The 24,522-nt window shown below is 53.8% G+C and carries 24 protein-coding genes, 1 tRNA gene and 1 other RNA gene; 14 read left to right on the top strand and 12 right to left on the bottom strand.

Annotated features, from left to right (window positions below; genetic code table 11):
- From H8527_RS09715 to H8527_RS02880, 10 genes are all read left to right on the top strand, one after another.
- Positions 1–185, top strand: a 185-nt coding sequence (locus H8527_RS09715) for a hypothetical protein (protein WP_222935091.1), incomplete at its 5' end; no start/stop codon positions are given.
- A 19-nt stretch (positions 186–204) separates the two neighbouring features.
- A complete protein-coding gene (rlmN, locus tag H8527_RS02915; protein ID WP_187545442.1) occupies positions 205–1,275 on the top strand; it encodes a 23S rRNA (adenine(2503)-C(2))-methyltransferase RlmN in 1,071 nt (356 codons plus the stop codon).
- A gap of 63 nt (positions 1,276–1,338) precedes the next feature.
- The gene (gene pdxA / locus H8527_RS02910) at positions 1,339–2,412 is read left to right on the top strand and encodes a 4-hydroxythreonine-4-phosphate dehydrogenase PdxA (protein WP_187545440.1); all 1,074 of its coding nucleotides are present in this window, start codon (positions 1,339–1,341) and stop codon (positions 2,410–2,412) included.
- Positions 2,413–2,439: 27 nt separating this feature from the next.
- Positions 2,440–5,088 carry a DUF5686 and carboxypeptidase-like regulatory domain-containing protein gene (locus H8527_RS02905; RefSeq protein WP_187545438.1) on the top strand — a complete coding sequence of 883 codons (2,649 nt, stop codon included), beginning with the start codon at positions 2,440–2,442 and terminating at the stop codon, positions 5,086–5,088.
- Between the two features lie 69 nt (positions 5,089–5,157).
- Positions 5,158–5,871 carry an NTP transferase domain-containing protein gene (locus H8527_RS02900; protein ID WP_187545436.1) on the top strand — a complete coding sequence of 238 codons (714 nt, stop codon included), beginning with the start codon at positions 5,158–5,160 and terminating at the stop codon, positions 5,869–5,871.
- Positions 5,868–6,728 carry a hypothetical protein gene (locus H8527_RS02895; RefSeq protein ID WP_187545434.1) on the top strand — a complete coding sequence of 287 codons (861 nt, stop codon included), beginning with the start codon at positions 5,868–5,870 and terminating at the stop codon, positions 6,726–6,728. Before H8527_RS02900 ends, H8527_RS02895 begins: the two co-directional genes overlap by 4 nt.
- Positions 6,729–6,741: 13 nt before the next feature.
- Positions 6,742–7,695 (top strand): CDP-alcohol phosphatidyltransferase family protein, encoded by a 954-nt coding sequence (locus tag H8527_RS02890; protein WP_187545433.1) that lies wholly within the window; start codon positions 6,742–6,744, stop codon positions 7,693–7,695.
- Between the two features lie 316 nt (positions 7,696–8,011).
- A complete protein-coding gene (locus tag H8527_RS02885) occupies positions 8,012–9,019 on the top strand; it encodes a lysylphosphatidylglycerol synthase transmembrane domain-containing protein (protein WP_187545431.1) in 1,008 nt (335 codons plus the stop codon).
- Between the two features lie 7 nt (positions 9,020–9,026).
- Complete coding sequence (locus H8527_RS09710; RefSeq protein ID WP_222935090.1) at positions 9,027–9,236, top strand: hypothetical protein; 210 nt, start codon at positions 9,027–9,029, stop codon at positions 9,234–9,236.
- Between the two features lie 97 nt (positions 9,237–9,333).
- A complete protein-coding gene (locus tag H8527_RS02880) occupies positions 9,334–9,900 on the top strand; it encodes a 30S ribosomal protein S16 (RefSeq protein ID WP_187545429.1) in 567 nt (188 codons plus the stop codon).
- A 154-nt stretch (positions 9,901–10,054) separates the two neighbouring features.
- Here the strand turns inward: H8527_RS02880 and H8527_RS02875 are convergent, their stop codons facing one another.
- The 10 genes from H8527_RS02875 to H8527_RS02830 form a co-directional block, all read right to left on the bottom strand.
- Complete coding sequence (locus tag H8527_RS02875) at positions 10,055–10,786, bottom strand: HAD family hydrolase (protein WP_187545428.1); 732 nt, start codon at positions 10,784–10,786, stop codon at positions 10,055–10,057.
- Positions 10,783–11,076, bottom strand: a complete 294-nt coding sequence (locus H8527_RS02870; RefSeq protein ID WP_187545426.1) for a hypothetical protein — start codon at positions 11,074–11,076, stop codon at positions 10,783–10,785. Before H8527_RS02870 ends, H8527_RS02875 begins: the two co-directional genes overlap by 4 nt.
- A gap of 37 nt (positions 11,077–11,113) precedes the next feature.
- Positions 11,114–12,370, bottom strand: coding sequence for an S-adenosylmethionine:tRNA ribosyltransferase-isomerase (locus H8527_RS02865; protein WP_187545424.1), 1,257 nt, complete (start codon positions 12,368–12,370; stop codon positions 11,114–11,116).
- Positions 12,367–12,669 (bottom strand): hypothetical protein, encoded by a 303-nt coding sequence (locus tag H8527_RS02860; RefSeq protein ID WP_187545423.1) that lies wholly within the window; start codon positions 12,667–12,669, stop codon positions 12,367–12,369. The genes H8527_RS02865 and H8527_RS02860 overlap by 4 nt, the downstream gene beginning before the upstream one ends.
- Complete coding sequence (locus H8527_RS02855; protein ID WP_370539219.1) at positions 12,666–13,418, bottom strand: DUF4296 domain-containing protein; 753 nt, start codon at positions 13,416–13,418, stop codon at positions 12,666–12,668. The genes H8527_RS02860 and H8527_RS02855 overlap by 4 nt, the downstream gene beginning before the upstream one ends.
- A gap of 12 nt (positions 13,419–13,430) precedes the next feature.
- On the bottom strand, positions 13,431–14,084 hold the full coding sequence (locus tag H8527_RS02850) for a lipoprotein signal peptidase (protein WP_187545419.1): 654 nt from the start codon (positions 14,082–14,084) through the stop codon (positions 13,431–13,433).
- Positions 14,085–14,101: 17 nt separating this feature from the next.
- Positions 14,102–14,482 carry a TraR/DksA C4-type zinc finger protein gene (locus H8527_RS02845; RefSeq protein WP_187545418.1) on the bottom strand — a complete coding sequence of 127 codons (381 nt, stop codon included), beginning with the start codon at positions 14,480–14,482 and terminating at the stop codon, positions 14,102–14,104.
- Positions 14,483–14,570: 88 nt separating this feature from the next.
- Positions 14,571–18,122, bottom strand: a complete 3,552-nt coding sequence (ileS, locus tag H8527_RS02840; protein ID WP_187545416.1) for an isoleucine--tRNA ligase — start codon at positions 18,120–18,122, stop codon at positions 14,571–14,573.
- A 499-nt stretch (positions 18,123–18,621) separates the two neighbouring features.
- Entirely contained in the window at positions 18,622–19,269 is a 648-nt protein-coding gene (gene nth / locus H8527_RS02835) for an endonuclease III (protein ID WP_187545414.1), read from the bottom strand.
- 17 nt (positions 19,270–19,286) lie between these two features.
- Positions 19,287–19,889, bottom strand: a complete 603-nt coding sequence (locus tag H8527_RS02830) for a riboflavin synthase (protein ID WP_187545412.1) — start codon at positions 19,887–19,889, stop codon at positions 19,287–19,289.
- A gap of 455 nt (positions 19,890–20,344) precedes the next feature.
- Between H8527_RS02830 and H8527_RS02825 the strand changes: the two genes are divergently transcribed.
- The 4 genes from H8527_RS02825 to H8527_RS02810 all read left to right on the top strand — a co-directional run bounded on the left by H8527_RS02825 (position 20,345) and on the right by H8527_RS02810 (position 22,775).
- Positions 20,345–21,463 carry a sensor histidine kinase gene (locus tag H8527_RS02825; protein ID WP_187545410.1) on the top strand — a complete coding sequence of 373 codons (1,119 nt, stop codon included), beginning with the start codon at positions 20,345–20,347 and terminating at the stop codon, positions 21,461–21,463.
- Positions 21,460–22,188 carry a LytTR family DNA-binding domain-containing protein gene (locus tag H8527_RS02820; RefSeq protein ID WP_187545408.1) on the top strand — a complete coding sequence of 243 codons (729 nt, stop codon included), beginning with the start codon at positions 21,460–21,462 and terminating at the stop codon, positions 22,186–22,188. The genes H8527_RS02825 and H8527_RS02820 overlap by 4 nt, the downstream gene beginning before the upstream one ends.
- Positions 22,189–22,279: 91 nt before the next feature.
- Positions 22,280–22,680: a transfer-messenger RNA gene (gene ssrA, locus H8527_RS02815) on the top strand.
- A gap of 20 nt (positions 22,681–22,700) precedes the next feature.
- Positions 22,701–22,775, top strand: a tRNA-Arg gene (locus tag H8527_RS02810).
- Positions 22,776–22,884: 109 nt separating this feature from the next.
- On the opposite strand, the gene H8527_RS02805 is transcribed toward H8527_RS02810, so the two are convergent.
- On the bottom strand, positions 22,885–23,673 hold the full coding sequence (locus H8527_RS02805) for an EFR1 family ferrodoxin (protein WP_187545407.1): 789 nt from the start codon (positions 23,671–23,673) through the stop codon (positions 22,885–22,887).
- Positions 23,670–24,512, bottom strand: coding sequence for a 4-(cytidine 5'-diphospho)-2-C-methyl-D-erythritol kinase (gene ispE / locus H8527_RS02800; RefSeq protein WP_187545405.1), 843 nt, complete (start codon positions 24,510–24,512; stop codon positions 23,670–23,672). The genes H8527_RS02805 and ispE overlap by 4 nt, the downstream gene beginning before the upstream one ends.
- Positions 24,513–24,522: the final 10 nt, after the last annotated feature.

The raw sequence follows: 24,522 nt of genomic DNA, 5'->3' as shown, positions 1-24,522 counted from the left end.
CCATATATGCCGGCATATTCTTCCAGCCCTCCCATCGTCCCCCTCCAAAAGGGACATTGGTTTCTCTTAAAAGGAACGTCGGTTTTGCCCCAAAAGGACATCCCTTTTTGGACGAAGCGCCGAGAGGTTTTACACTTACCCCTTCGACTTCTCTGAAAAAAGTCGTACTTTTGCACGAACATTAGACGCAACCGCCCTTTCGATATGGACAACAAACCCAACACTCTCTTAGGACTCAGCCTAGACGAACTCACACAAGCCGCCCTCAACCTCGGACTGCCCAAGTTTGTCGGAAAGCAGTTGGCTGACTGGCTCTACAAGAAGCAGGTGCGCTCCATCGAGCAGATGACCAACCTCTCCAAGGAAGCTCGCCGCCGACTGGCCGAGCGCTACCAAATCGGCATCTCCACCCCCGTGGAAAGCGTCGAGTCGAAGGACGGCACCATCAAATACCTCTATCGCACTGTCGAAGGTCACTACATCGAAACCGTCTTCATCCCCGACGGCGAGCGCGCCACGCTCTGCGTCTCCTCCCAAGTGGGCTGCAAAATGGCCTGCCACTTCTGCATGACCGGCCGACAAGGATTCATGGCACAACTCACCGCCGCCGACATCCTCAACCAAATCTACTCCCTCCCCGAATGCAGCCGGCTCACCAACATCGTCTTCATGGGACAGGGCGAACCCCTCGACAACCTCGACAACGTCCTCCGTGCCACCACCGCCCTCACCGCCCCCTGGGGCTGGGCCTGGAGCCCCAAGCGCATCACCGTCTCCACCGTGGGACTGGCCAAAGGGCTGGTGCGATTCCTCGACGAAAGCCCATGCAGCCTCGCCATTTCCCTCCATCACCCCATCGCCGCCGAACGCAACAAGTTCATGCCCGCCGAGCGCGCTTTCAGCATCGAAGACATAGTCGCCCTGCTCCGGCAATACGACTTCTGCCGCAAGACCAACGACGACTATCCCGAAGGCGCTAAGCAACGACGACTGACCTTTGAGTACATCGTCTTCCGAGGCCTCAACGACAGCGATGCCCACGCCGACGCCCTGCTCCGACTCCTCGCACCCCTCGACTGCCGCATCAACCTCATACGCTTCCACCAAATCCCCGACACCCCCTTCAACGGCACCGACGATGCCGGCATGGTCCACCTCCGCGACTACCTCACCCGCCGCGGCATCACCACCACCATCCGCGCCTCCCGAGGACAAGACATCTACGCCGCTTGCGGGATGCTCACCACCAAAAAGATGATGGAAGAGCGCGCATAGCCTTTCCCTGTCCCCCCCACTGCGGCTTTTCCTCCGACAATAACCCCCTCCACTCCCAACCCCATGACCAACAAAATACGTGTGGGCATCACCCACGGCGACACCAACGGAATCGGCTACGAACTCATCCTCAAAGCCTTCGACAACCTCGACATCTTCGACCTCTTCACCCCCATCGTCTACGGCAGCGACAAGGTCGCCTCCTACCACCGCAAAATGCTCGACCTGAACACCGGTTGGCACACCATCGACCGTGCCGAGGACGCCCAAGACGATCGTCTCAACCTGGTGGACGTAGTGGGCGATGAGGAAGTGAAAATCGAACTCGGACGCCCCTCCCCCGAAGCCGGACGGATGGCGCGGCATGCTCTCGAAGCCGCCGTGGCCGATGCCCAAGCCGGAAAGATTGATGTCCTCGTGACCTGCCCCATCAACAAGGCTGGCATCCAAAGCCCCGAGTTTGCCTTCCCCGGACACACCGAATTCCTCCAAGAAACCTACGGACAGGACGCCTTGATGATGCTCATGACCTCCACGATGCGCATAGCACTGGCCACTACCCACCTGCCCATCAGCGAAGTGGCTGCCCACATCACCCCCGAATTGATCGAAGCTAAACTTCGCCAAATCCTTCGTAGCCTCAAGCGCGATTTCTGTCTGAGCGCACCGCGCATCGCCGTGCTGAGTCTCAATCCCCACTGCGGTGACGATGGTTTGCTGGGCAGCGAAGAGCAAGAAATCATCCGCCCCTTGCTGCAAAAGATGAACGAGGAAGGGCTGCCCTGCTTCGGCCCTTACAGTGCCGACGGCTTCTTCGGGGCCGGCCTCTACCGCCACTTCGATGCCGTCCTGGCCATGTACCACGACCAAGGGCTTGCCCCTTTCAAAGCCCTCTCCATGGACGACGGTGTCAACTTTACCGCCGGGCTCGACCTGGTGCGCACCTCGCCCGACCACGGCACGGCCTACGATATTGCCGGAAAGGGAAAAGCCTCGCCGGCCTCCTTCCTCCAAGCCATCTACACGGCCATCGATGTCTTCCGCTGTCGGCAGTCCTACGACGAGGCCAACGCCAACCCCCTGTCCATCAGCCTCCCCGAGCGCCGTCGCCGCGACACGAACTCGTCCCCTTCCTAATTCTTACCACTATATTTCGAGAAACCCATGATGAGAAGGATTTTGTTCCTATTCTTTCTGCTTTGCGGAGGTGTGCTTGCCGTTGTGGCGCAGCGCATCTCCGGTCGCGTCTACGATGCCAAGACGGGCGAGAGCCTGCCTTTTGTCAATGTCTTCTACGACGGTGGCAAGGGGGGCGTGCAGACCGACCTTGAAGGACGCTTCAGTCTGCCTTTCCACCACAACGCCAAGCTCCTGGTGTCGAGCGTGGGCTATGAAACCTTTTCCCTACGCTTGAAGTCGACCGACAGTCTGATGGTCAAACTCAAGCCCGCCGACCTGGGACTGAGCGAAGCCACCGTCAAAGGTTCGCGCGGCAAATACTCCCGTAAGAACAACCCCGCCGTCATCTTGATGGAGAAGGTCATCGCGGCCAAGAAGGCGAGCAATCTCCGCCAGCACGACTATTACAGCGTGGATAAGTACGACAAAATCTCCTTTGCTCTCAGCGATGTGACGCCCAAAGTCTTTGAGGAAGGGGCGCTCAAGAAGTTTGCTTTCCTCAAAGACCACGTGGAGCGCTCGCCCGAAACCGGCAAACTCATCCTCCCCCTTTCGGTGGACGAGACGGTGTCGCAGGAAATCTATCGCAAGGACAAAGACGAGAAGAAGACCATCGTGCAAGGCCAGCGCACAACGGGCATGAATGAACTCATCGACACGGGCGACATCCTCACCTCGATGCTGCAAGACATCTTCACCGAAGTCAATATCTACGAGGACGACATCCGCTTCGTGCAGTCGCAATTTCTCAGCCCCATCGCCGGCAAGAGTGCCATCGCTTTCTACCGCTACTTCATCGAAGACACCACCTACGTGGCCGGCGCCAAGTGCATCCAGGTGTCGTTCGGCCCGAACAATCCGCGCGACTTCGGCTTCACCGGTTCGCTCTACATCCACGCCGACAGCACCTTCCGCATTGCCCGCGCCGACATTAGTATCCCCATCAAGTCGACGGTCAACTACGTCAAGCGCATCAACATCGGCCAAGAGTTCACACAACTTCCTTCGGGCGAACAGGTGATGACCAAGAACGACATGTTCGTGGTACTCGAAGCCGCCAAGTTCTTGAAGACAATGGAGGTGAAGCACTACACGGAGTACACCAATTTCTCCTTCGACCCACTGCCGGCCAAACTCTTCAAATTCCGCGGTGACACGAAAATTGACCCCGATGCCCGCATGCAGTCCGAAAAGTTCTGGAGCGAGCACCGCACCGAGGAACTGACCAAGACCGAAAGCGGAATGTCGCTCTTCGTGAGCCGCCTGCTCAACACTCCCGGCCTGAAGCCTTTCATTTGGGTGGGCAAGTCGCTCATTGAAAACTATGTACCGACGTCGCTCGATGAGAAAAATCCCTCGAAGTTCGACATCGGCCCCATCAACACCATTGTCACCACCAACCCGGTGGACGGCCTCCGCCTGCGTGCTTCCATGCAAACCACTGCTCACTTCAGTCCTCACATCTTCTGGGGCGGCTACATGGCCTACGGCTTCCGCGACCGCCGCTGGAAGGGCATGAGCGAACTCACCTATTCCATCCGTCGCAAGGCTTATCTACCGATGGAGTTTCCCGTGTCGAACCTCACGCTCAACTACTCCTACGACGTGATGACGCCCTCCGACCAATTCCTCTCCACCGACAAGGACAACATCTTTGTGGCACTCAAATGGGCGCCCACCAAGCACATGATGTACAATCGCAGCTTCAAACTCTACTACGACCAAGAGTGGAGCAACGGCATGCAGTGGAAAACCCAGTTGCGGCACGAGACCACAGAGCCAACCTATCAACTCTTCTATCAGCCCGTGGCCTACGGTACACACTACGATGCTTCGGGCCGCTTCAACCCACAGCCCCAGGGTATCTTCGGCCGCTCGCACACCGGAGGGCACAACATCCGCCTCTTCAACACCACTGACTTCTCGGTGATGTTCAAGTACCAACCCGGCGTGGCCTACATCAACACCAAGCAGCGCCGCATTTTAGTCAACAAGGAAGCTCCCATCTTCCGCATCTCCCACACCATCGGCCTGAAAGGATTGGGTAGCGACTACTCCTACAACATCACCGAGGTGGGTGTGCGCAAGCGCATCTGGTTGCGCTCTTGGGGCAGCATGGACTTCGACATGGCGGCCGGTGCACAGTGGAACAGCGTACCTTTCCCCTTGCTGTGCATGCCACGCACCAACCTTTCTTACGTCTACGAGGACAAGATGTTCTACCTCATCAACAACATGGAGTTCCTCAACGACCGCTACGCCCAGCTCCTCTTCAACTGGAACATGCACGGCAAGATATTCAACCGCATCCCACTGCTCCAAAAGCTGAAATGGCGTGAGCACATCGGGGTGAACCTCCTCTGGGGAAAACTCACCGACAAGAACAACCCAACGCTTGAGGCCAACCGCCACCGCACCGATCTATTCTTCTTCCCCGGTGTGTTCGAACGTGATGGGTCTTTCAGCTCCACCACGCAACTCATGGACCCACAGCGCCCCTATGTCGAGGCGGCATTTGGTGTCCACAACATCTTCAAAATCCTCCACATCGACTACGTGCGGAGGTTCACTTACCTCAACGACCCCAAGACCACGAAATGGGGCATCCGCTTCATTTTCCGCGTCATCTTCTAACTCTCTTTCGAAACTATAAGTACAGCACCTCTCGTCCAGGGGTGCTGTTCTCTATGTTTATCTCTGCCTATGAAATTTGCCATTATTGCAGCCGGCGAAGGTTCGCGCCTTGCCCAAGAAGGCGTTGCGCTGCCTAAGCCCCTTGTTCGCTTGAACGGCGAACCCATGGTGGAGCGTTTGCTCCGCATCTTCTTTGAAAATGAGGCCGAAGAGGTGGCCGTCATCGTCAACCAACTGCACCCCTCCACCGAAGCCTTCGTGCGGCGTCTCATGGACGAACACCCCGGTTGGCACATCCGTCTTGTGGTGCAGACCACGCCTTCGTCGATGCACAGCTTTGCGGCGCTCGCCCCTTATCTGAGCGATGCCCCCTTCTGCCTGACCACGGTCGACACCATCTTCCGCGAAGACGACTTCCGCACTTACATCGTGGCCTTCCGCGCGGCACTGGCCGAGGGCTTCGACGGCGCAATGGCGGTCACGGACTTCATCGACGACGAAAGTCCCCTCTACATCGGCACCGACGAGGCGATGAACATTGATGGCTTCTACGACGTCCGCGAGCCGCGCTTCCGTTTCATCTCGGGCGGCATCTATGCCCTCACTCCTCGTGCCCTCGACACCCTCCATCGCTGCATGGCCGAAGGGCAGAGCCGCATGCGCAACTTCCAGCGCGGACTCATTGCCGACGGCTTGCGCCTCAAAGCCCACCTGTTCACAAAAATCCTCGATGTCGATCACGCTGCCGACATCGTCAAGGCCGAAACCTTCCTCCGCTCATGATTTACCTCATCTCCCGCGCCCCACGCTTTTCGCCCAACAGTGTGGAGCGCGACGAAGCCATTTTCAAGGCCCTCTTGATGGAACTTGCCTTGCAGGGTAGGGCAGTGCGATCCATCGACGAAGAGGCGCTGCCCGACAGCCTTGTAGATGCCGACCTTGTGGTGTCGATGGGGCGTGCTGCCGACACGCTTCGCTACTTGGCCGAACTGGAAACTCGAGGAGTGCCGGTGCTCAACTCGCCCACGGCACTGCTGCGCAACACCCGCTCGCACCTCGATGCCTTGGCGTGTTCGGTGGGCGTCGGCGTGCGTTCGATGGGCAACACCACTGATGTGGCGCGCATCGAGCAAGTCGTGGGCTATCCGCTTTGGCTCAAGCGAGGTGATGCCACGGCACAAAGTGTGGGCGATGTGCGCTTTGTCACCGACCTCGCCCAACTCTCCGAAGGACTGCACTTTCTTGTCGACAATGGGTGCACCGATTTTGTGGCGATGGAGCACGTGGAGGGCGATCTCGTCAAGTTCTATGGTGTGGCGAGCACGCCCTTCTTCCACTGCACCCTGCCCACGGCCGAGGGAGGCTTCTCAAAGTTCGGGCTGGAAGCCCACAACGGGCGGCCGCAGGGACATCCCTTCGATGCCGAAGCCCTCAAAGCCACAGCCGACCGTCTGGCGCTGGCGAGCGGTATGCCCATCTACGGCGGCGATGCAGTAGTGCGTCCCGATGGTTCGACGGCGCTCATCGATTTCAACGACTTCCCATCCTTCGGCGGTTGCACTCAGGCTGCCGCAAAGGCCATTGCCGACCACGTGGCCGCCCGCTTGTCCGAAGGCTCAACGTTCCTCACTCACTCCTAAACCTCCTTTTCTCATGGCTACTGAAACCGACCTGCAATCGACTTTCAAAAGCAACGATACCGAAGAAACGATAGATGTCTACTTCACCCGACCCATCGGGCTGGCGTGGGCAAAATTCTTCAACCTCTTCGGCACGCACCCCAACGTCATCACTATCCTCAGTATCATTCTCGGTGCTGCTGCCGGAGGCTTCATGGCTTTTGGCGAAGGTTCGTGGACCAACACCATCGTGGGCATCGCTCTGCTCATGTGGGCCAACTTCTACGACTCGGCCGATGGTCAACTGGCACGTATGACTGGCAAGAAAACCCTCTGGGGACGCATCCTCGACGGATTTGCCGGCGATGTCTGGTTTGTGAGCATCTATGCCGCCATTGGCTTCCGCCTCATGGCGCAGCCCATCCTCCCCTTTTGGGACGGCAGTCCCATGTGGAGCTGGTGGATATTCCCGTTGCTCTACTACATCGGCTTCCACGCCCACGCCGTGCAGAGTCGCCTGGCGGACTACTATCGCAACGTGCACCTCTATTTTATCAAGGGGGTGGCGGGCAGCGAGCTTGACAGTGCAGAGAAACTCCGTGCCGAATATGCCGCCCTTCGCTGGAACGACCGCTTTGCGTGGAAACTCTTCCTCCACTTCTACTGCAACTACACCGCTGGGCAGGAGCATGACACTCCGCAGTTTCAAGCCTTCAAGTGCGCGCTCGATGCCAAGTACGGACGCCATCTCCCTGCCGACCTCGTAGCCGAATTTCGCCGCGGCAGTCTGCCGCTCATGAAGTGGACTAACGTGCTCACGTTCAACTGGCGTGCCATCACCCTCTACATTTCTCTGCTTGTGGGCGTACTCGTCCCGTGGTTTGTCGTGGTCTATCCGCTGATGGAACTGACCCTCTTCCACCTCATCTATCGCCACATGCGCTGCTCTCACGAGGCGCTCAGTGCCCGCCTGGCCGCCACTCTATGAGGGGTGCCGCGGTGCTCTCGCCTTTGCACCTCATCGTAGGCTCTTGTCCTTCTCCACGCACGATGTTCTGCGTTTCTCCACACGTTTCGGTGTCCTGCGCTCACAGTGCACAGCCATCGTCCCATCGCGATGGGACAAACGTCCCTTCGCGAAGGGACAAATGTTTCTTCCCGATGGGACGAACGTCCCTTCCCGAAGAGACGCTCACTACTCCCGAGAGAAATCGCACCACGACCCTCCGTGATGTCACGCCATGGAGCACCGTTGTGGATACAGCCGCCCCCTTTCTTTCCATCCTGCATCAACTCTATTTCCCATGTCCAATCGCTATCGCAACTTCTTCCTACTGTTCGGCATCTGCGCCATCGGCATCATGATTTGGCAGTTTCCCGAAGGTTGGGAGACCATCCGCCAAAACCGCATCCGTGTGTTGCGCTATCTGCCGGGGGTGGTGGGCACGTGGCTCTTTGTCTACCTGCTCAACGCCCGCGCCTTCCAAATGCTCGTCAACACCTCCGACCACGACAAGCACCTCTCTTTCCGCCACGCCATGAAACTCACTATCTCGGGCTTTGCTTTCTCCTACACCACACCCTTCGGGTCGGGTGGTGCACCCTATCGCGTGATGGAACTCTCGAAGCACATCGGTATGCCGCGCGCCATCTCCTCAGTGGCGCTCTATGCCATGATGCACGTGTTCAGCCATTTCTTCCTTTGGACCACAGCGCTCATCGCCTTCGTCTGCTCGCAGTTTGACAAGATGACGCCTTGGCTTTGGAGCCTCTTTGGGGGTTATCTCGTGGTGTTTGTGGCCGCCATCCTCTTCTTCAGCTACAGCTACAAGAATGGCATCATCGCTCGCCTCTTCCGCATCCTCTTCTTCGTCCCCTTCCTGCGTCGTCCTGCCCGCCGCTTCTACGAACGCAACCGCACCGCCTTCGACACCACCGATGCCAACATCCGTTTCCTCTACGAGCATCCGCAGCAACTTTGGGGCTCACTCGCCCTCGAATACGTGGGACGCTTCCTCAACTCCTTTGAATTTTTCTTCATCCTCCTGGCCTTCGGAATGCCCGGCGTCTCCTTCGTCGATGCCCTCATCATCCTGGGCTTTTCCTCGCTGATGGGCAACCTCCTCTTCTTCCTGCCCATGCAGATTGGGGCACGCGAGGGCAGTCTGGCGGTCATTGTGCCCATCCTCTTTGCCGGCACGAGTGGCGCGTTGGGCATCTATGTTTCGTTCTTCACCCGCATCCGCGAAATCTTCTGGATTGTGGTGGGCGTGGCGCTGGTGAAAATTGGCAATAAAAGCTTGATGCGCTGAACGGAAGGTGACTTTAGAAACTGCAAAAGAGATTGCACCAAAACTTTTCTCTTCGAAAATGATATCATATTTTTCAGAAGATGCTGTCGCCCCGATGGCTGAGGGGCGTTTTCTTGGTGGAGTTTACTCTCCTCTTTTCATCACTGGAGACTGCAAAAGTGCTCCAAAGCGCATGAATATCAAGGGAAAAGCAGAGCCTCTCTTGCCTAATCCGTAGATTTGTCGTAACTTTGCAGCGCTGTCACGAGCTGACGGCATGATTCAACTCTATTTTTCTAACCGGGGACGTGTCCCCACTAAATCAATTCAACACAATGGCAACTCGCATTCGTTTGCAACGTCGCGGCCGCAAGGGCTACGCATTCTACAGCATCGTTATCGCTGACGTTCGTGCTCCTCGCGATGGTAAGTTTACTGAAAAAATCGGTACTTACAACCCCAACACCAACCCCGCCACCGTCGACCTCAACTTCGACCGCGCCCTCTACTGGGTGGAAACCGGTGCACAGCCCACGGACACCGTGCGCAACATCCTTTCTGACGAGGGCGTTATGCTCATGAAGCACCTCCGTGGTGGTGTCAAGAAGGGCGCTTTCGACGAAGCAACTGCTCAAAGCAAGTTTGAAGCTTGGAAGCAAGAAAAGGAAAACAAGACCGCAGCCATCACGGGTAAGCTCGCCGAAGCCAAGAAGAGCCTCGCTGCTGCCCGCCTTGAAGCTGAAAAGGCTGCCAACGCCAAGGTAGCTGAAAAGGTAGCTGAGAAGAAGGCTGCCGCTGCTGCTGCAAAGGCTGAAGCCGAAGCTGCTGCCGCTGCCGAAGCTGCTGCTACTGAAGAGGCTCCCGCTGCTGAAGAAGCTGCCGAAGCTCCCGCAGAAGCATAAGTTTCCTGCTCTTCCGGAGAAGCAACGCGTCGGGTTCAACCGCGATTGTCCTTCTCCACTTTGGTCTAAATCAAATAGAAGCGTGTCACTGCTCAAAGCAATGACACGCTTTTTTCTTGGGACGATAACCTTGTTTTGCGAGTGAACTTCTCCATCAGGGTAGCAGATGGAGCAAATCAGGCAGGTGGGTGATGATGTGGGTGGGCAGACTTTCGTCGTAGTGTTTTTCCTCCCACTCTTCGCCTTTGAACCAGATGGTGGAGCAGCCGACTTCTCGAGCGGGGAGGATGTCTTTGCCAAAAGAGTCGCCGATGGCAATGCACCGATCGGCAGAGGTGCCGGAGGCTTCTACGCCCTTTTGCCAGATGGCAGGGTCGGGCTTACGCACACCGACTACGGCACTCTCGATGATAGTGGGGAAGAAGTGGGAAAGCCCGTAGCCGCGGAGCACTGCCGAGATGTTGCCGTAGAAATTGGTGACCAGTACGAAGCGATAGCCGCGCTGTTGGAGCGTCTCCAGCACCGTGCGGCTCTCGTGGATATGGAGCCGGGCGATGGCATTGCCATGGTCGGCGATGGCAGCGGTGAGGAGGGTGGTGCGCTCATCGGAGAGGTTGAGGATGTGGTTGTGTCGGAGATAGTCTAACTCGATGCGCACCTTTTTCTGCAAGAGCGCATGAAAGTCGTCGGTGGGTAGGATGATGACTTCGCGTGCCAAGGTGCGCTCACCGTGGACATAGGCTTCACGCCACACGCTGCCTTCGACCTTGGCGAGTTGAGGTTCAAGCCGGACGGCCTGTCGGTAGGCATCGAGGAGGACGTAGCTCCAATGACGCGCTGCGGTGTCGAGTGTTCCGCCATAGTCAAAAAGGAGGGTGGGCTTCATGGGAAGAGAATCAGCAGGATAGAGGTGAGGGAGATGAGCAGGCCGACAACAGCGGTGATGATGGCGGCACGCTCCTTGAGGTTGCCCCAAAGGAAGAGGCTCCCAAAGAAACTGCCGATGGGAAGCAGCCAGAAGAGCTGCATGAGGAGGTAGATCAGGAAACTGAAAGCGAGACTTTCAACACGGCCGAAAGGGTGAAGGTTGCCAAAGAGGTAGAACACGACTGTGGCAACGGGGATGAGCACGTTGGGAAAGATGAGGGTAAGAAACCATTTGGGGTATTGATCCATGGAGGAAAGGGCGTGAAGAAAGGGAAAGAGAGTTTCGTCAGTCGAGTGGGGCATCGTAATTGAGTACGGACGAGTCGCCATAGCTGAGGAAGCGGAAGTCGTGGGAGAGGGCGTAGTCGTAGATGGGACGCCATTGCCCATCGACAAAGGCACTGACGAGGAGCAAGAGGGTCGACTGCGGCTGGTGGAAATTGGTGATGATGGTCTTGACGATGTGGAAAGAGTAGCCCGGTGCGATGATAATCTGTGTGGAGGTATGGAGGGTGGAGAGACCTTGCTGCGTGAGGTGGTCGAGCACTGCCCGCAGGGCTTCGAGTGTGGTGAGTTGCCGGGAGGATTGGGCATATTCGTAGGGCATCCATTGAGACACATGAAGTTCTTCGGAGCTCAGTTTGCGCCCTTCGGCCTTGGCGCGGTGCAGCAACACCCCGATATAGTAAAGGCTCTCAAGCGTCCGGACACTGGTGGTGCCCACAGCGATGCAATGCCCCCCATGGGCCACCAGTCGCTCAATGATGGTGCGCGGCACGGCAATCCACTCAGCGTGCATCGTGTGGCCGGCGATGTGTTTGCTTTTCACCGGCTTGAACGTTCCGGCTCCGACGTGGAGGGTCAATTCGCCTAATTCGATGCCTTTGTCTTGAAGGGCTTGGAGGACAGGCGCTGTGAAGTGCAGTCCGGCAGTGGGAGCAGCCACAGAACCTTTGATTTTGGAGTAGACCGTCTGATAACTTTTAAGGTCTCCGGCCTCGGTGCTGCGATTGAGGTAGGGTGGGATGGGAAGTTCACCGATGTTTTCGAGGATTTCGCTCCAGCTGATGCCGGCATCTTCCCAAGAGAAGCGAACTTCAAAGCCGGTGCCGCTCTCGCCAATGCGTTCCGCGGTGAGGCGGAGTGTACGGCCGCTCACTTGGATTTCGCGGATCAGTCGTCCTTCTTTCCATTTCTTGAGATTGCCGATGAGGCAGGTCCAAGTGACACTGCTTGTTGTGGCAAACGATTGTTGATAATCGTGGGGCGTGTGCGGTTCGAGGCAGAAGATTTCGATGAGTGCACCAGTAGATTTGTGGAAGTGTAGGCGAGCTTGGATGACTTTGGTGTTGTTGAACACCATGAGTGCTCCTTCTTGAAGATAGCGAGGGAGATGATAGAAATGGTCCTCGCTGATTTCTCCCGATGTACTACGCAACAGAAGTTTGGACTGTGAACGCTCGCTGAGTGGATATTTGGCGATGCGCTCGTCCGGGAGTGGATAGTTGTAGTCCTTGATTTGAATGTCTTGCGTGGAGGTCATGAGGATCTGAGGTTTATCGAGCGCTTCTCTTTAAGGAGAAACCCTTCTCTCACCATTTGAGCCTGAGAGAGTACTGTTTCTATAAGATGAGAGCGGCCGTTGTGCAAAGAGGGAGTGAGTTGCAACTTTCCCTCCGGCAGGAGGTGGGCTTCACCACGATGCCAGAAGGTGAAGGCTGTCTCGTGGGTCAAGGCTTCTATACCGACAACGTTGTCTTGCGAGTCGAGACGAATCAGACGCTGCTTCTCACAATGTCCATCGGGGAAGTAGAGGCGTGCTACAGCAATGGAACGTGTCATGGCTGAGTAGAAGTGGACGTTTGCCGAGGAATGCCTTGGAGGCGCAGATGGTGCAGACTGACCATTTGGGGCGCCGCATCCCAACCGGCCATTTGATAGAGGGAGAGGCGGAAACTGCGTGGCTTTCTAGTGGTGGAAAGTGGATGGAGGAGCACTTGCTGCGATTGATAGAGCGGCAGGGTGACGGCTGTCGTCCCAACAGAATCATTGTCGTAGATGACGCTGAGCGCCGCTGCCAGTTGCGGTGTGCCCTGATGGTAGAAACTACTACTCAAGAAGCTCAAACGGAGGCTTTCGAGTGGCTTCTTGGTGCGTGGAAAAGGTTGCTCAAGCGTAAAACGATTTTGAAGATTACTGCTCAACGTGTATTGCTTCTGCCCCCAAACGAGAATTGTGTCGGTGGATGTGCTCCCACCACTGGCAAGAGAGGTGGTGTTCGCTTGCACATTGTAGTGGTGTGCTAATCCTTCATAGACGGCTTTCATCTGCTGAGGATGTCGAGAGTAGTGGGCCAGCGAGTGGTTGAATTCTTCTTCTGAAATGTGGTGCTTGTAGAAAACGGCTTGTCGATAGTTGAGCAGTTGGCGCGGGTCTTCGGGGTGAGATTGTTGCGCCAAAACATCTGCCATTTGGTAGTCGTAGAGTACATCGACCATCTGACTTTCCGTAAGGACATGCTCGCCCCTATTGTCGGAACAGGACAATAGGGCGAAGGCAAGGAGAGATAGAAGAGGAGAGAAGAACTTCACGACCGAGATGAGTTATTTTGACAAGGTCTTGTCTGTGGCGTCTTGCGCACGCTTGGAGGAAGAGAGCACAAAAGAAAGGTATTTGTGATAGAAGAGAAGCATCGCAGCCGCACCACAGGAGATGGCGGCATCGGCAAAATTGAAAACGGCTCCAAAGAACGTTTGTCCGGCTACCAGCGGCATCCAATCGGGCCAACGAAAGAGGGGAAAATAGAACATGTCGACAACGTGTCCCCTCAAGAAACTGCCATAGCCTTGTCCGAACTCAACGAAATGTGCCGGTTGGGCAAAAGGGGGAGGTATAGGCGCACTTTCTGTAAAGATGAGTCCATAGAGACTATTGTCGATGATGTTGCCAAAGGCACCTGCAATAATCATTGACAAGCACACCAGAAAACCTATCGGGGCTTGTCGGCGAATTTGTTTCACCAAGACGTAAACGAAGAAAGCGATGGCACCCAAGCGGAAGAGCGTGAGCCACAGCGTGGAAATGAACGACATGCCGAAAGCCATTCCCTTGTTTTCTGTAAAGAAAATGTAGAACCAGTCTGTGACGTGGATTTTGTCATAGAGACACATACTGATCTTCACACTGATTTTGATGATTTGGTCGGCCAATATAATCAGTAGGATGATGAGCGTGGCAATCGTGGAGCGAAGTTTCATGCGAGGTAGGAGAGAGATTATTTGCCTTGTGCCATTTTGGCCTCGATGCTGAGAGTGGCATGTGGGACGGCGCGAAGGCGTTCTTTGGGAATGAGCTTTTTGGTGACGCGGCAGATGCCGTAAGTTTTGTTTTCAATGCGTACGAGAGCGGCTTGTAATCCGGTGATGAATTTCTGCAAGCGCTGCGCACTTTGCATTTGCTCTTCCAGCGATTGCACACTGGAACCTTCTTCGAGTGCATGATAGGTGGGCAACGTGTCGTCGATGTCGTTGCTGTTGCGCTTATTCATGGTCGAAATGACATCTTCATATTGTTGACGGGCCACTTCAAGTTTTTCTTCGATGATGGTTTTGAACTCTTGTAACTCTTCATCGGTGTAACGTGTTTTTTCAGACATAGTGGTGGGGAATAAGGGTTAATAAAGATGATACAAAAACGAATGCAGCCGCAGAACGGAAGCCGCTCTGCGGCTGCAAATAGGGGTATTAAAGGGTGTCTAGGGTGATGGAAACCTTCACTTGCTCTCCGTCAAAATCGAAAGTGGTGGCGCTTTCTACTTTATCCACGAATTGGAAACTTTCGGCCAAGACTTGTGAACAGATGAAGTCCTTGTAGTCATTGACGGCTTTTTCAACGATGGGATTGTGTTCCATGACCACGTGGATGCGGTTGGTGATGTCGAAACCACTCTCTTTGCGATGGGCCTGAATGCGTTTCACCACTTCTCGGGCAACGCCTTCATTGCGCAATTCATCGGTGATGTTGATGTCAAGCGCCACGGTAAGTGCACCTTCGTTGGCAACACTCCAGCCCGGCATGTCTTCACTGATGATTTCCACATCGGCACGCTCTATGGTGCATGTCTGTCCCTCAACAGTGAGTGAAAGGCTGCCTTGCTCCAAGGTGGCAATCTGCTCCTGGTTCAGTGTTTCGACAGCGGCTGCCACCGCCTTCATCATTTTGCCAAACCTTTTGCCCATAATCCGGAAGTTGCACTTCACTTTCTTTTCGAGCATTTGGCCTTCGACAAATTCTATCTCTTTGACATTCACCTCGTCAAGGATAATTTGTTTGACCGATTCGAGACGTTCCTTTAGAAGGGTATCCGTGATGGGAATGGCAATCTTCTGCAAGGGCTGGCGAACGATAATACGCTCTTTTTTGCGGATGGAGAGCACCAGTGAGGTCGTTTGCTGAGCAAGTTCCATACGGGCTTCCAACTCTGTGTCGATGAGCGATTCGTCAGCAATGGGGAAGTGCTCTAAATGCACACTTTCCGCTTTTGCACAAGAAGTGCCCTCTGCGAGGTCTTTGTATAAGCGGTCGGCATAGAAAGGAGCAATCGGTGCCATCAGTTGGCTTAGCGTCAACAAACAAGTATAAAGAGTCTGATAGGCAGAGAGCTTGTCGCTGGTCATTTCACCTGCCCAATAGCGTTTACGATTCAGACGCACATACCAATTGGAAAGGTTGTCGATGGTGAAATTCTGGATGAGACGTCCGGCCTTTGTCGGTTCGTAATCTTCGTAGCAAGCGGTCACTTCACGGATGAGCGTGTTGAGTTCGCTCAAAATCCATCGGTCGATTTCGGGACGCTCGTGAGTGGGTACAGCCTCTGTTTCGGGATCAAAACCATCAACATTGGCATACATCGAGAAGAACGAATAGGTCTGGAAGAGTTTACCAAAGAAAGTACGGCTGGTTTCTACCACTCCCTCCGGATCAAACTTCAGATTGTCCCAAGGAGAGGAGTTGGTCATCATGTACCAACGGACCGGGTCTGAACCATAAGTCTTAATGGCTCCAAAGGGGTCTACGGCATTCCCTAATCGCTTTGACATCTTTTGCCCATTCTTGTCGAGAACAAGACCGTTGGAAATGACGGCCTTGAAAGCAACGCTGTCAAAAACCATAGTGGCAATAGCATGGAGCGTGAAGAACCAACCACGAGTTTGATCTACACCCTCGGCAATAAAGTCGGCCGGATAAACCGTACGATTGTCTAACGCTTCTTTATGCTCAAAAGGATAGTGGATTTGCGCATAAGGCATAGCACCGGAGTCGAACCACACATCAATGAGATCGGTTTCGCGAGTGAGCGGCTGTCCACTCTCAGACACAAGGATAATCTGATCCACGTAGGGGCGATGCAGGTCTATCCGATGATAGTTCTCTTTGCTATAATCACCCGGAACAAATCCGTTCTCTTTGAGAGGATTGGCGGGCATAAGTCCTGCTGCAACCGATTTCTCAATTTCATTATAGAGTTGTTCGACAGAACCGATGCAAATCTCTTCGCGGGTTTCGGCATTGCGCCAAATGGGTAGGGGTGTGCCCCAATAGCGTGAACGGCTCAGGTTCCAATCGTTGAGATTTTCAAGCCATTTGCCAAAACGCCCTGTTCCCGTAGACTCGGGTTTCCAAAGGATGGTTTTGTTCAGTTCCATCATGCGCTCCTTGGCAGCGGTTGAGCGAATGAACCAACTGTCGAGAGGGTAGTAGAGCACTGGTTTGTCGGTGCGCCAGCAATGGGGATAGTTGTGCACGTGCTTTTCAATCTTGAAAGCAGTGCCTTCTTGCTTCATCTCCATGCAGAGGACGATGTTGAGATCTTCGGCTTTTGCAGCGGCTTCTTCATCGTATTTGCCATTGGTGTTGAAGCGAGGGTCGTAAGCATTCTTGACAAAATCGCCGGCGTGGCGTGCGTACTGCTCTTCGTTGACACACTTTTCCATAAATGCGGGAGCACATTCATCAGTGAGGTAGTACTTACCCGCGAGGTCTACCATCGGGCGTGTCTCGCCACTATGGTTGAGGATGAAAAGCGAGGGGATGCCGGCTGCTTTGGCCACTTTGGCATCGTCTGCACCGAAAGTGGGGGCGATGTGTACAATGCCCGTACCGTCTTCGGTGGTGACATAATCTCCCGGAATGACGCGGAAGGCTTCTTCGGCCATTTCGACAAATGTATCGTTGCCAATGGTGAAAGTCTTCTCCGGATGTACAGCTGCATAGCGAGCCACAAACTCGGCCGCGACATCGTCCACCTTTTCTGTCGGCTTCACCCAAGGCATCAATTGTGCATAGTGCAGTCCCACCAAATCTTCTCCCTTATAGCGTCCGACGATGCGATAGGGGACAACTTTGTCGCCAGAGGTGAAAGCCATCTCTAACTCCGAACCTTCGGGCTTAAGATAAGCATTCAGACGGCTTTCGGCCAACACGGCTGTGACGGGCTCTGCCGTGTAGGGGTTGAAAGTCTGAACAGCAACGTAGTCTATGTGAGGTCCTACGCACAATGCAGTGTTCGAAGGGAGCGTCCAAGGCGTTGTCGTCCATGCCAAGAATACAGGTCGTCCATGTCCTTTCATTTCTTCGCGAGGATCGAGTATCTCAAACTGCGCAGTCACGGTGGTGTCTTTGACGTCACGATAGCAGCCCGGCTGATTCAGTTCATGGCTGGAAAGCCCGGTGCCTGCAGCAGGACTATAAGGCTGGATGGTATATCCCTTATAAAGCAGACCCTTGGCATAAAGTCGGCTCAGCAGCCACCACAGTGTTTCAATATATGAGTTTTCGTAGGTGACATAAGGATGTTCCATATCCACCCAGTAGCCCATCAGGTGCGAGAGGTCGGTCCATTCTTGTGTGAACATCATCACATTGCGCCGGCAATGTGCATTATAATCTTCGATGGAAATCTTATGGCCGATGTCCTCTTTCGTAATCCCTAAATCCTTTTCCACACCCAGTTCTACGGGCAAACCATGAGTGTCCCAGCCGGCTTTTCGCTTCACTTGAAATCCTTGCATCGTCTTGTAGCGGCAGAACACGTCCTTGATGGTACGTGCCATCACGTGGTGAATGCCGGGATGCCCATTGGCCGAGGGAGGTCCTTCAAAGAAGACATAGGAGGGGCAACCTTCCCGTTCCGACATACTTTTGTGAAAAAGGTCGGTCTCGTCCCATTCTTTCAGGACTTCTTCATTGACAGCGTAGAGGTTCATACCACTGCGTTCGGTAAATTTCTTGCTCATATAATCGTGTAGAGTGTGGAGACTTATAAATTATTTTCGCGCAAAGTTACTATTTTTTTTTGAACAATGAGATATTAACTTTGAAAATGTGTGGGTAGACGGCTGGAGCGAACATTTTGTAGACTCATCCATCAAGTGCAACACTCTGCTCCTCAAAAGAAAAGTATCAATTGATTCTGAACACCTACTTAGTTGCTGAAAAGTTAAGTATAGGGGAGCAAAAGTTATCTCCGAAGCTTGCAAACTTCGTCAGGTCACGCGTAATCTATAAACCAAGGTTTGGTTTATGTAATTCAAGGTTTGGTTTATGTAATTCAAACCTTGGTTTATATAAACCAAACCTTGAATTATAGAATTTCCTTGTCATAGATGACTTTCCGACGTTCGTAGAGCACTTTTTGCCTCGAGAAAAAAGAAACCGTGCCAAAACGTGAGTCTTGACACGGTTTCTTTTGATTTGAAAAACGACCTTGAAAAACTCCTCTCGAAAGGTTGGCACTCAGCAGTCGGGAAAGAGTTTGCGCGAAGGACACACGTCAGACAGGCCGCAGGAACTGCATTTGGGCTTGCGTGCCAAGCAGGTGTAGCGGCCATGAAGGAGTATCCAATAGTGTCCGGCAGCTACCTTTTCGGTGGGGATGTGCTTCATCAAGGCCATTTCGACGGCGTAGGGAGTAGTCGCACTTTTGGGCACGAGGCCTAAGCGATGCGACACGCGGAAGACATGGGTGTCGACGGCCAATGCGGCTTTGTGGAAAGCGACGGCTTGGACCACGTTGGCCGTCTTGCGTCCCACTCCGGGAAGACTGGTCAACTCTTCGAGCGTAGACGGCACTTCGCCATGAAAGTCCTTGACGAGCTTTTGGGCGAGCCCCACGAGGTGCTTGGCCTTGTTGTTGGGATAGCTGACGGAGCGAATGTAGTCGTAGATGACCTCGGGTGTGGCTTCGGCCATGGCTTCGGGAGTAGGGTAGTCGGCAAAGAGGCGTGGGGTGACTTGGTTGATGCGCTTGTCGGTGCACTGGGCCGAGAGCACCACGGCCACGATGAGCTGGAAGTTGTCCTGAAAGTCAAGCTCGGTCTCGGTGGCATCCATCGTGCGCTCAAAAAAGTCGAGGACGTGGGCATAGAGTTCTTTCTTTCTCATGCTGGTCGGGCTTGGAGTCAGGCAAAGTGCTGGAGGCGCGCAATGTATTTGCCGATGATGTCGAACTCAAGGTTGACCTGCGTGCCGATTTCGATGTCGTGGAAATTGGTGTTGTCGTAGGTGTAGGGGATGATGCACACTTGGAAGGTGTCGTCGGTAGGGTTGCAAACGGTGAGACTGACTCCATTGACGGTGACGCTGCCTTTGTCTACACAGAAGTATCCGCGTTGGGCCATCGCTTTGTCGGTGGCATAGCGGAACGTGAAGCGATAGCTGCCTTCTTCGCTCTCTTTGGCGATGCAGGTGGCGGTTTGGTCGACGTGCCCTTGGACGATGTGCCCATCAAGACGTCCGTTCATCATCATCGAGCGCTCCACATTGACTGTGCTGCCTACGATGAGCCTGCCGAGGTTGGAGCGTTGAAGGGTTTCGTTCATCGCTGTCACAACATATTGTTTGCCTTCGCGGCGTACAACGGTGAGGCAGACGCCATTGTGAGCGATGCTTTGGTCGATCTTGAGTTCGTCGCCAAAGGGGCATTCGAGGGTGAAGTGCACGTTATCTTGTTCTTTTTCGATGGCCACAACGGTTGCGGTGGCTTCTACAATTCCTGAAAACATAAGTGTTATGATTGAAAGGGTTGATAATAAGTAGGTCTTCAAAATTAAACGTAGCAATGGTAGTTGTAGGTGGTTCTTCTACTTTGACTTTCTCTCTATATATCCCTTTTCCGCCATCTTGCCTTTGTTCATCAGTCGTGTAGCCCGCGCTACACTCCTTCTTCTCAAAGACGACTTGGCGAAAAAATGGAACCAAGATAGTACCAATTCATTCTGAGCACCTGCTTATCGTGAGCAAAAGTAGTGATTTCCGTACGCTTGGCGAAGTTTTTCTATATGATTTCTGTTCCTCTGGCGGTAAAATGGTGGGCTTTGCCGAGTTTTTACGCCCAAAATCTGTTAATCTGTTTCGCAACTGTTGAGAAGTAATTATCTTTGTCCTGTCAAATGGACACCTCTATGGCGCACTATGCCTATGGGGCGTATTCCCTCCTTAATTCCATAGCACCCTTGCAATGAGCAAACGTTTCAGTAGTCGTCAGTTGATAGAAATCGTACTCCACGTTGTAGTGTGGGGCTACATTTTCACGGCCCCCCTCTTCACACAACCACAAGACAACATCAATGTGGAGCGATTGGCTATGCGTACTCTCTTTTCGCTGGCTTTGTTCTTGACGTTCTATCTCAACTACTTTTGGTTCATCCCCGCCTACTTCTGGCGACGCCGTTTTCGCCTTTTTGTGCTGAGCAACCTGGTGGCGCTTGTGATGCTTTCGAGCGGAATCGAAACGGTGTTGCACTTTCACCTGCTGGACTATATAGGCCTGCATTCTCCCTTGGCCCACCCTCATCCGCGAGGGGAAGAGGGAGGCTTTCTGACGGGTATCACTGTCGTTCTGTTCATTCGCAACGTGCTCACCTTTGCTTTCGCTTGGGGTGCTGCAATGGCCGTGCGCCTTTCTGTGCGCTGGCATGACAACGAGCGCGCCCGCAATGAGGCGGAACTGGGCAGAACCGAAGCGGAACTGCTCAACCTGAAAAGCCAAATCAGCCCCCACTTTCTGCTCAATACACTCAACAACATTTATGCTTTGACGGCTTTCGACACGACCAGTGCTCAAAAAGCCATCCTCGAACTCTCAAAGATGCTTCGCTATCAGTTGTATGAAGAGTTAGGATCGCGGGTGAGTCTGCAGAAAGAGGCTGAGTTTCTCCACAACTACATTGCCCTGATGCAATTGCGGATCAGCGGGCAGGTGGAAGTGGTGGCAGATTTCAACCCCGACGACTTTCAGGGGCTGAGCATCGCACCACACATCTTTATTTCCTTGGTGGAAAACGCCTTCAAACACGGCATCAGCCCTACAAAAGAAAGCTACATACACATCTCACTGAACAACGACAACGGCCTCATCACCTTCCTTTGCCGCAACAGCAACTTCCCCCAAAAACGCGATGATAAAAATTCGGGCGGCATCGGACTGCAACAAGTAGAACGACGCCTCCAGTTGAGTTACCCCAACGCCTACACTTGGGAGTATGGCACTACGCCCGACGAACTGGAATACTTCTCGCACATTGAATTTCGTGCCGAATCCCCACATTCTCTCAACGCTAAATCCTCTCTGCTATGACCCTCACTTGTGCGATTATCGATGACGAACCATTGGCCGTCAAACTACTGGCTGCCTACGTCCAAAAGACTCCTGCTCTCGACCTCGTTTCTACTTATTCAAGTGCTGTCGAAGCCATTCTGGGACTGGAAGAAGCCCCCGTCGACCTCATTTTCTGCGACATCCAAATGCCTGAACTCGATGGATTGCAGTTTGCACAAATCATATCGACCACTCACTCGCGCATCATCTTTACCACGGCCTATGACAAATATGCCGTCGAAGGCTGGAAAGTCGATGCCTTGGACTATTTGCTCAAGCCCATCGGCTACGAAGAGTTTTTGGCGGCTGTGCAGAAGGCGATGAAATGGTTTGCGCGCGAAACGCAACCCCTCCCATCGGCAATAGAAAGTTTCTTTATCAAAAGCGACTACAAATTGATACGCGTACGCTTTGATGAGATACTCTACATCGAGGGGTTGCGCGACTATGTGAAAATCTACCTCACCGGCGCGCGCAAACCCATCCTCTCGCTCACCTCGATGCGCACCATAGAAGCAGCGCTGCCTGCCGATTGGTTTATGCGCACTCACCGCTCCTTCATCGTCAATCTCCATCACATCGAAATCATTGAACGCGGACAAATCATCTTCGGCGAAAAGTATATCCCCGTTTCGGATTCCTACAAAGACGCGGTGCAAAACTATGTTTATAGTCGACTGCTGCAAAGCAAGAACGATAAATAAGTCGAACCAAATCTTTGTATATTCGAAAGGAATAACTACCTTTGCAGTCGAAAAATGAGGCATTTGCCTCTGAAACAGCAACAATTACACCGGGGCTGACTGGATTTGACGGCGGTTCGAAGTGATTTGTAAGCACGCAGTGCGGATGGAAGCGGGCACTTAAATCTCGGCTTTCGACAATTTATCTGGCGAAAATCAATTCGCTCTCGCTGCTTAATCGAAGTACAGTAGATTGGCTTTATCCCTTTGCCAGGCATTGGGACGAGACATCACCCAAGAGCACTTGCTCCTTTGCGTCTTGAACCGGTGGTGTAGCAAATAGGAGATTGGTGGGCAATGCCTCAATTGTCGACTGAAATTTTAGAGGATAAGGCACAGATTAAGGCTGCTTCTGCCCCGGTCTATGCTCGAAAACCCAATAGGAAGCTAAGCGTGTAGAAAGCAAGTTGGTTCTCCGTTCGGACGAGGGTTCAATCCCCTCCAGCTCCACCCACCTTTACATAAAAGGGCTTGGTTCCGTAGCTCAGTTGGATTAGAGCAACAGCCTTCTAAGCTGTGGGTCTTGGGTTCGAACCCCAACGGAATCACTAAGTTTTGGCAGGGATATGGCTACATTTCGTTGGCTATATCCTTGTTTTTTTTGTGTGTTAGATTGAATAATTGCTTGAAAAGGTTGTACTGCAATATGCAGACAACCTATTTTGAAGACAAGAAACGGGCGCTTCGACCTTTCGCGAGAGTACCGCTGGGACGTACCAGAATGTTGTGCTCCGGGCAAACGTGATAGCACGCTAAGCAAAACGTGCAGGTGTTCCCCCACTGCGGACCCCTCTGGGCATCGGGCACGCTGACATTGTGCAGCGGGCAGACACGCACACAGCGGTGGCAGGCGATGCAGCGATGGTCGGTGTGAAACAGCCGTGGTGAAATCAGAAAGCGATTGAAGAAGCGGCGAATCATCCCGCTTTTCAATCCTGGCATTCCGCCTTCAACGACTTCGACAACGCCTGTTTGCCGCTCAATGACTTGACGGGCGATGCGAGGCAGGGCGCGTTCTGAAGTTTCGATTTTCTTTCGTGCCACCTCCTCAGCATCGGTATTGAAAAAAGGCAGGGCAATGTAGGTGTTGGGCATTTGCAGCGACCAAACGGCAGCCAACCGATAGCCTTTTGCGGCGAGCAATCGTCGCAGTTGGTGATGGGTGTGCCCGATGTCGTCGCCACAAGAGAGGAGGGCAAAGACATGGGGGGATGCCCCTTCCGCACAATCGGGCAAACGTTTCAAAAAAGCCTCGACGGCAAGAGGAAGCCCCCAACCATAGACGGGGAAAGCAAAACCCACCGAAGTGTCGGCGGCAAAGGAGAGAGGAAGGGGCTCAACGCTCAGAAGCCACTGACGAATATCAATGGCTTCTGTGTCGAGTTGTCGAGCTAAGAGTGTGGCTAAGCGGCGGGTGTTGCCGGTGCCTGAAAAGTAGTAAATCATATCGGGTGGAAACGAAGGCGGGTTTCGTAGACAAAGCAATCGCGGAACACCTCTTCGGCTTCAATCTGGCTGCGGGTGAAAAGGCCGAACACGCTTGATCCGCTGCCGGACATTGAAGCGTAGACGGCGCCCATATCGTAAAGCGTTTGCTTGATGGCGGCAATCTCGGGATACTGTCGGAAAACACTGTATTCAAAATCATTTTTCACTGTTTCGCGCCAAGTTTCGACCGGACGGGAGAGGGCTTGTAGCAGACTCACACTCGAAGGCTTGGGACGTACCATCGCGTAAGCCTCACGGGTGGAGACGTGGACGTCGGGCTTGACCAGCAGCAGAACATATCCGCCCAGGTCGAAGTCGATGGGCATCAGTTGGTCGCCGATTCCGGTGGCAAACGTAGGAGTGGGTTGGTAGAAGAATGGACAGTCGGCTCCCAGGCGAGAGAGCCGATAGGTGATGTCCTCATCGGTCATCTGCAACTCATACTTTTCGTTGAGCAGACGCATCATAAACGCCGCGTCGCTGCTGCCGCCGCCCAAGCCTGCGCCAGAAGGAATGCGCTTGTGCAACCAAATCTCTACGGGAGGGATTTGGGGATAGTCGGAACGCAGCGAGTTGAAGACCTTGACCACGAGATTGTTGTCGGCATCCTCGCTGTCGAGATGGAGACCCGACAGATGCAGAAGATAGGGCTGCGAAGCGTTTTTCACGCTCTCCACTTCCAGGTTGTCGTGCAGTGGAATGGGGTAGAACACCGTCTCGATGTTGTGGTACCCATCCGGCCGCCGTTCCACGATGTTGAGACCCAAGTTGATTTTACAGCAGGGGAAAACTACCATAATCTACACT

This window comes from Alloprevotella sp. Lung230, assembly GCF_014385435.1.
In the GTDB taxonomy this organism is placed as follows: Bacteria; Bacteroidota; Bacteroidia; order Bacteroidales; family Bacteroidaceae; genus Alloprevotella.
The sequence above is the reverse complement of the archived record's forward strand: the minus strand, read 5'-3'. Positions and strand labels throughout refer to the sequence as shown.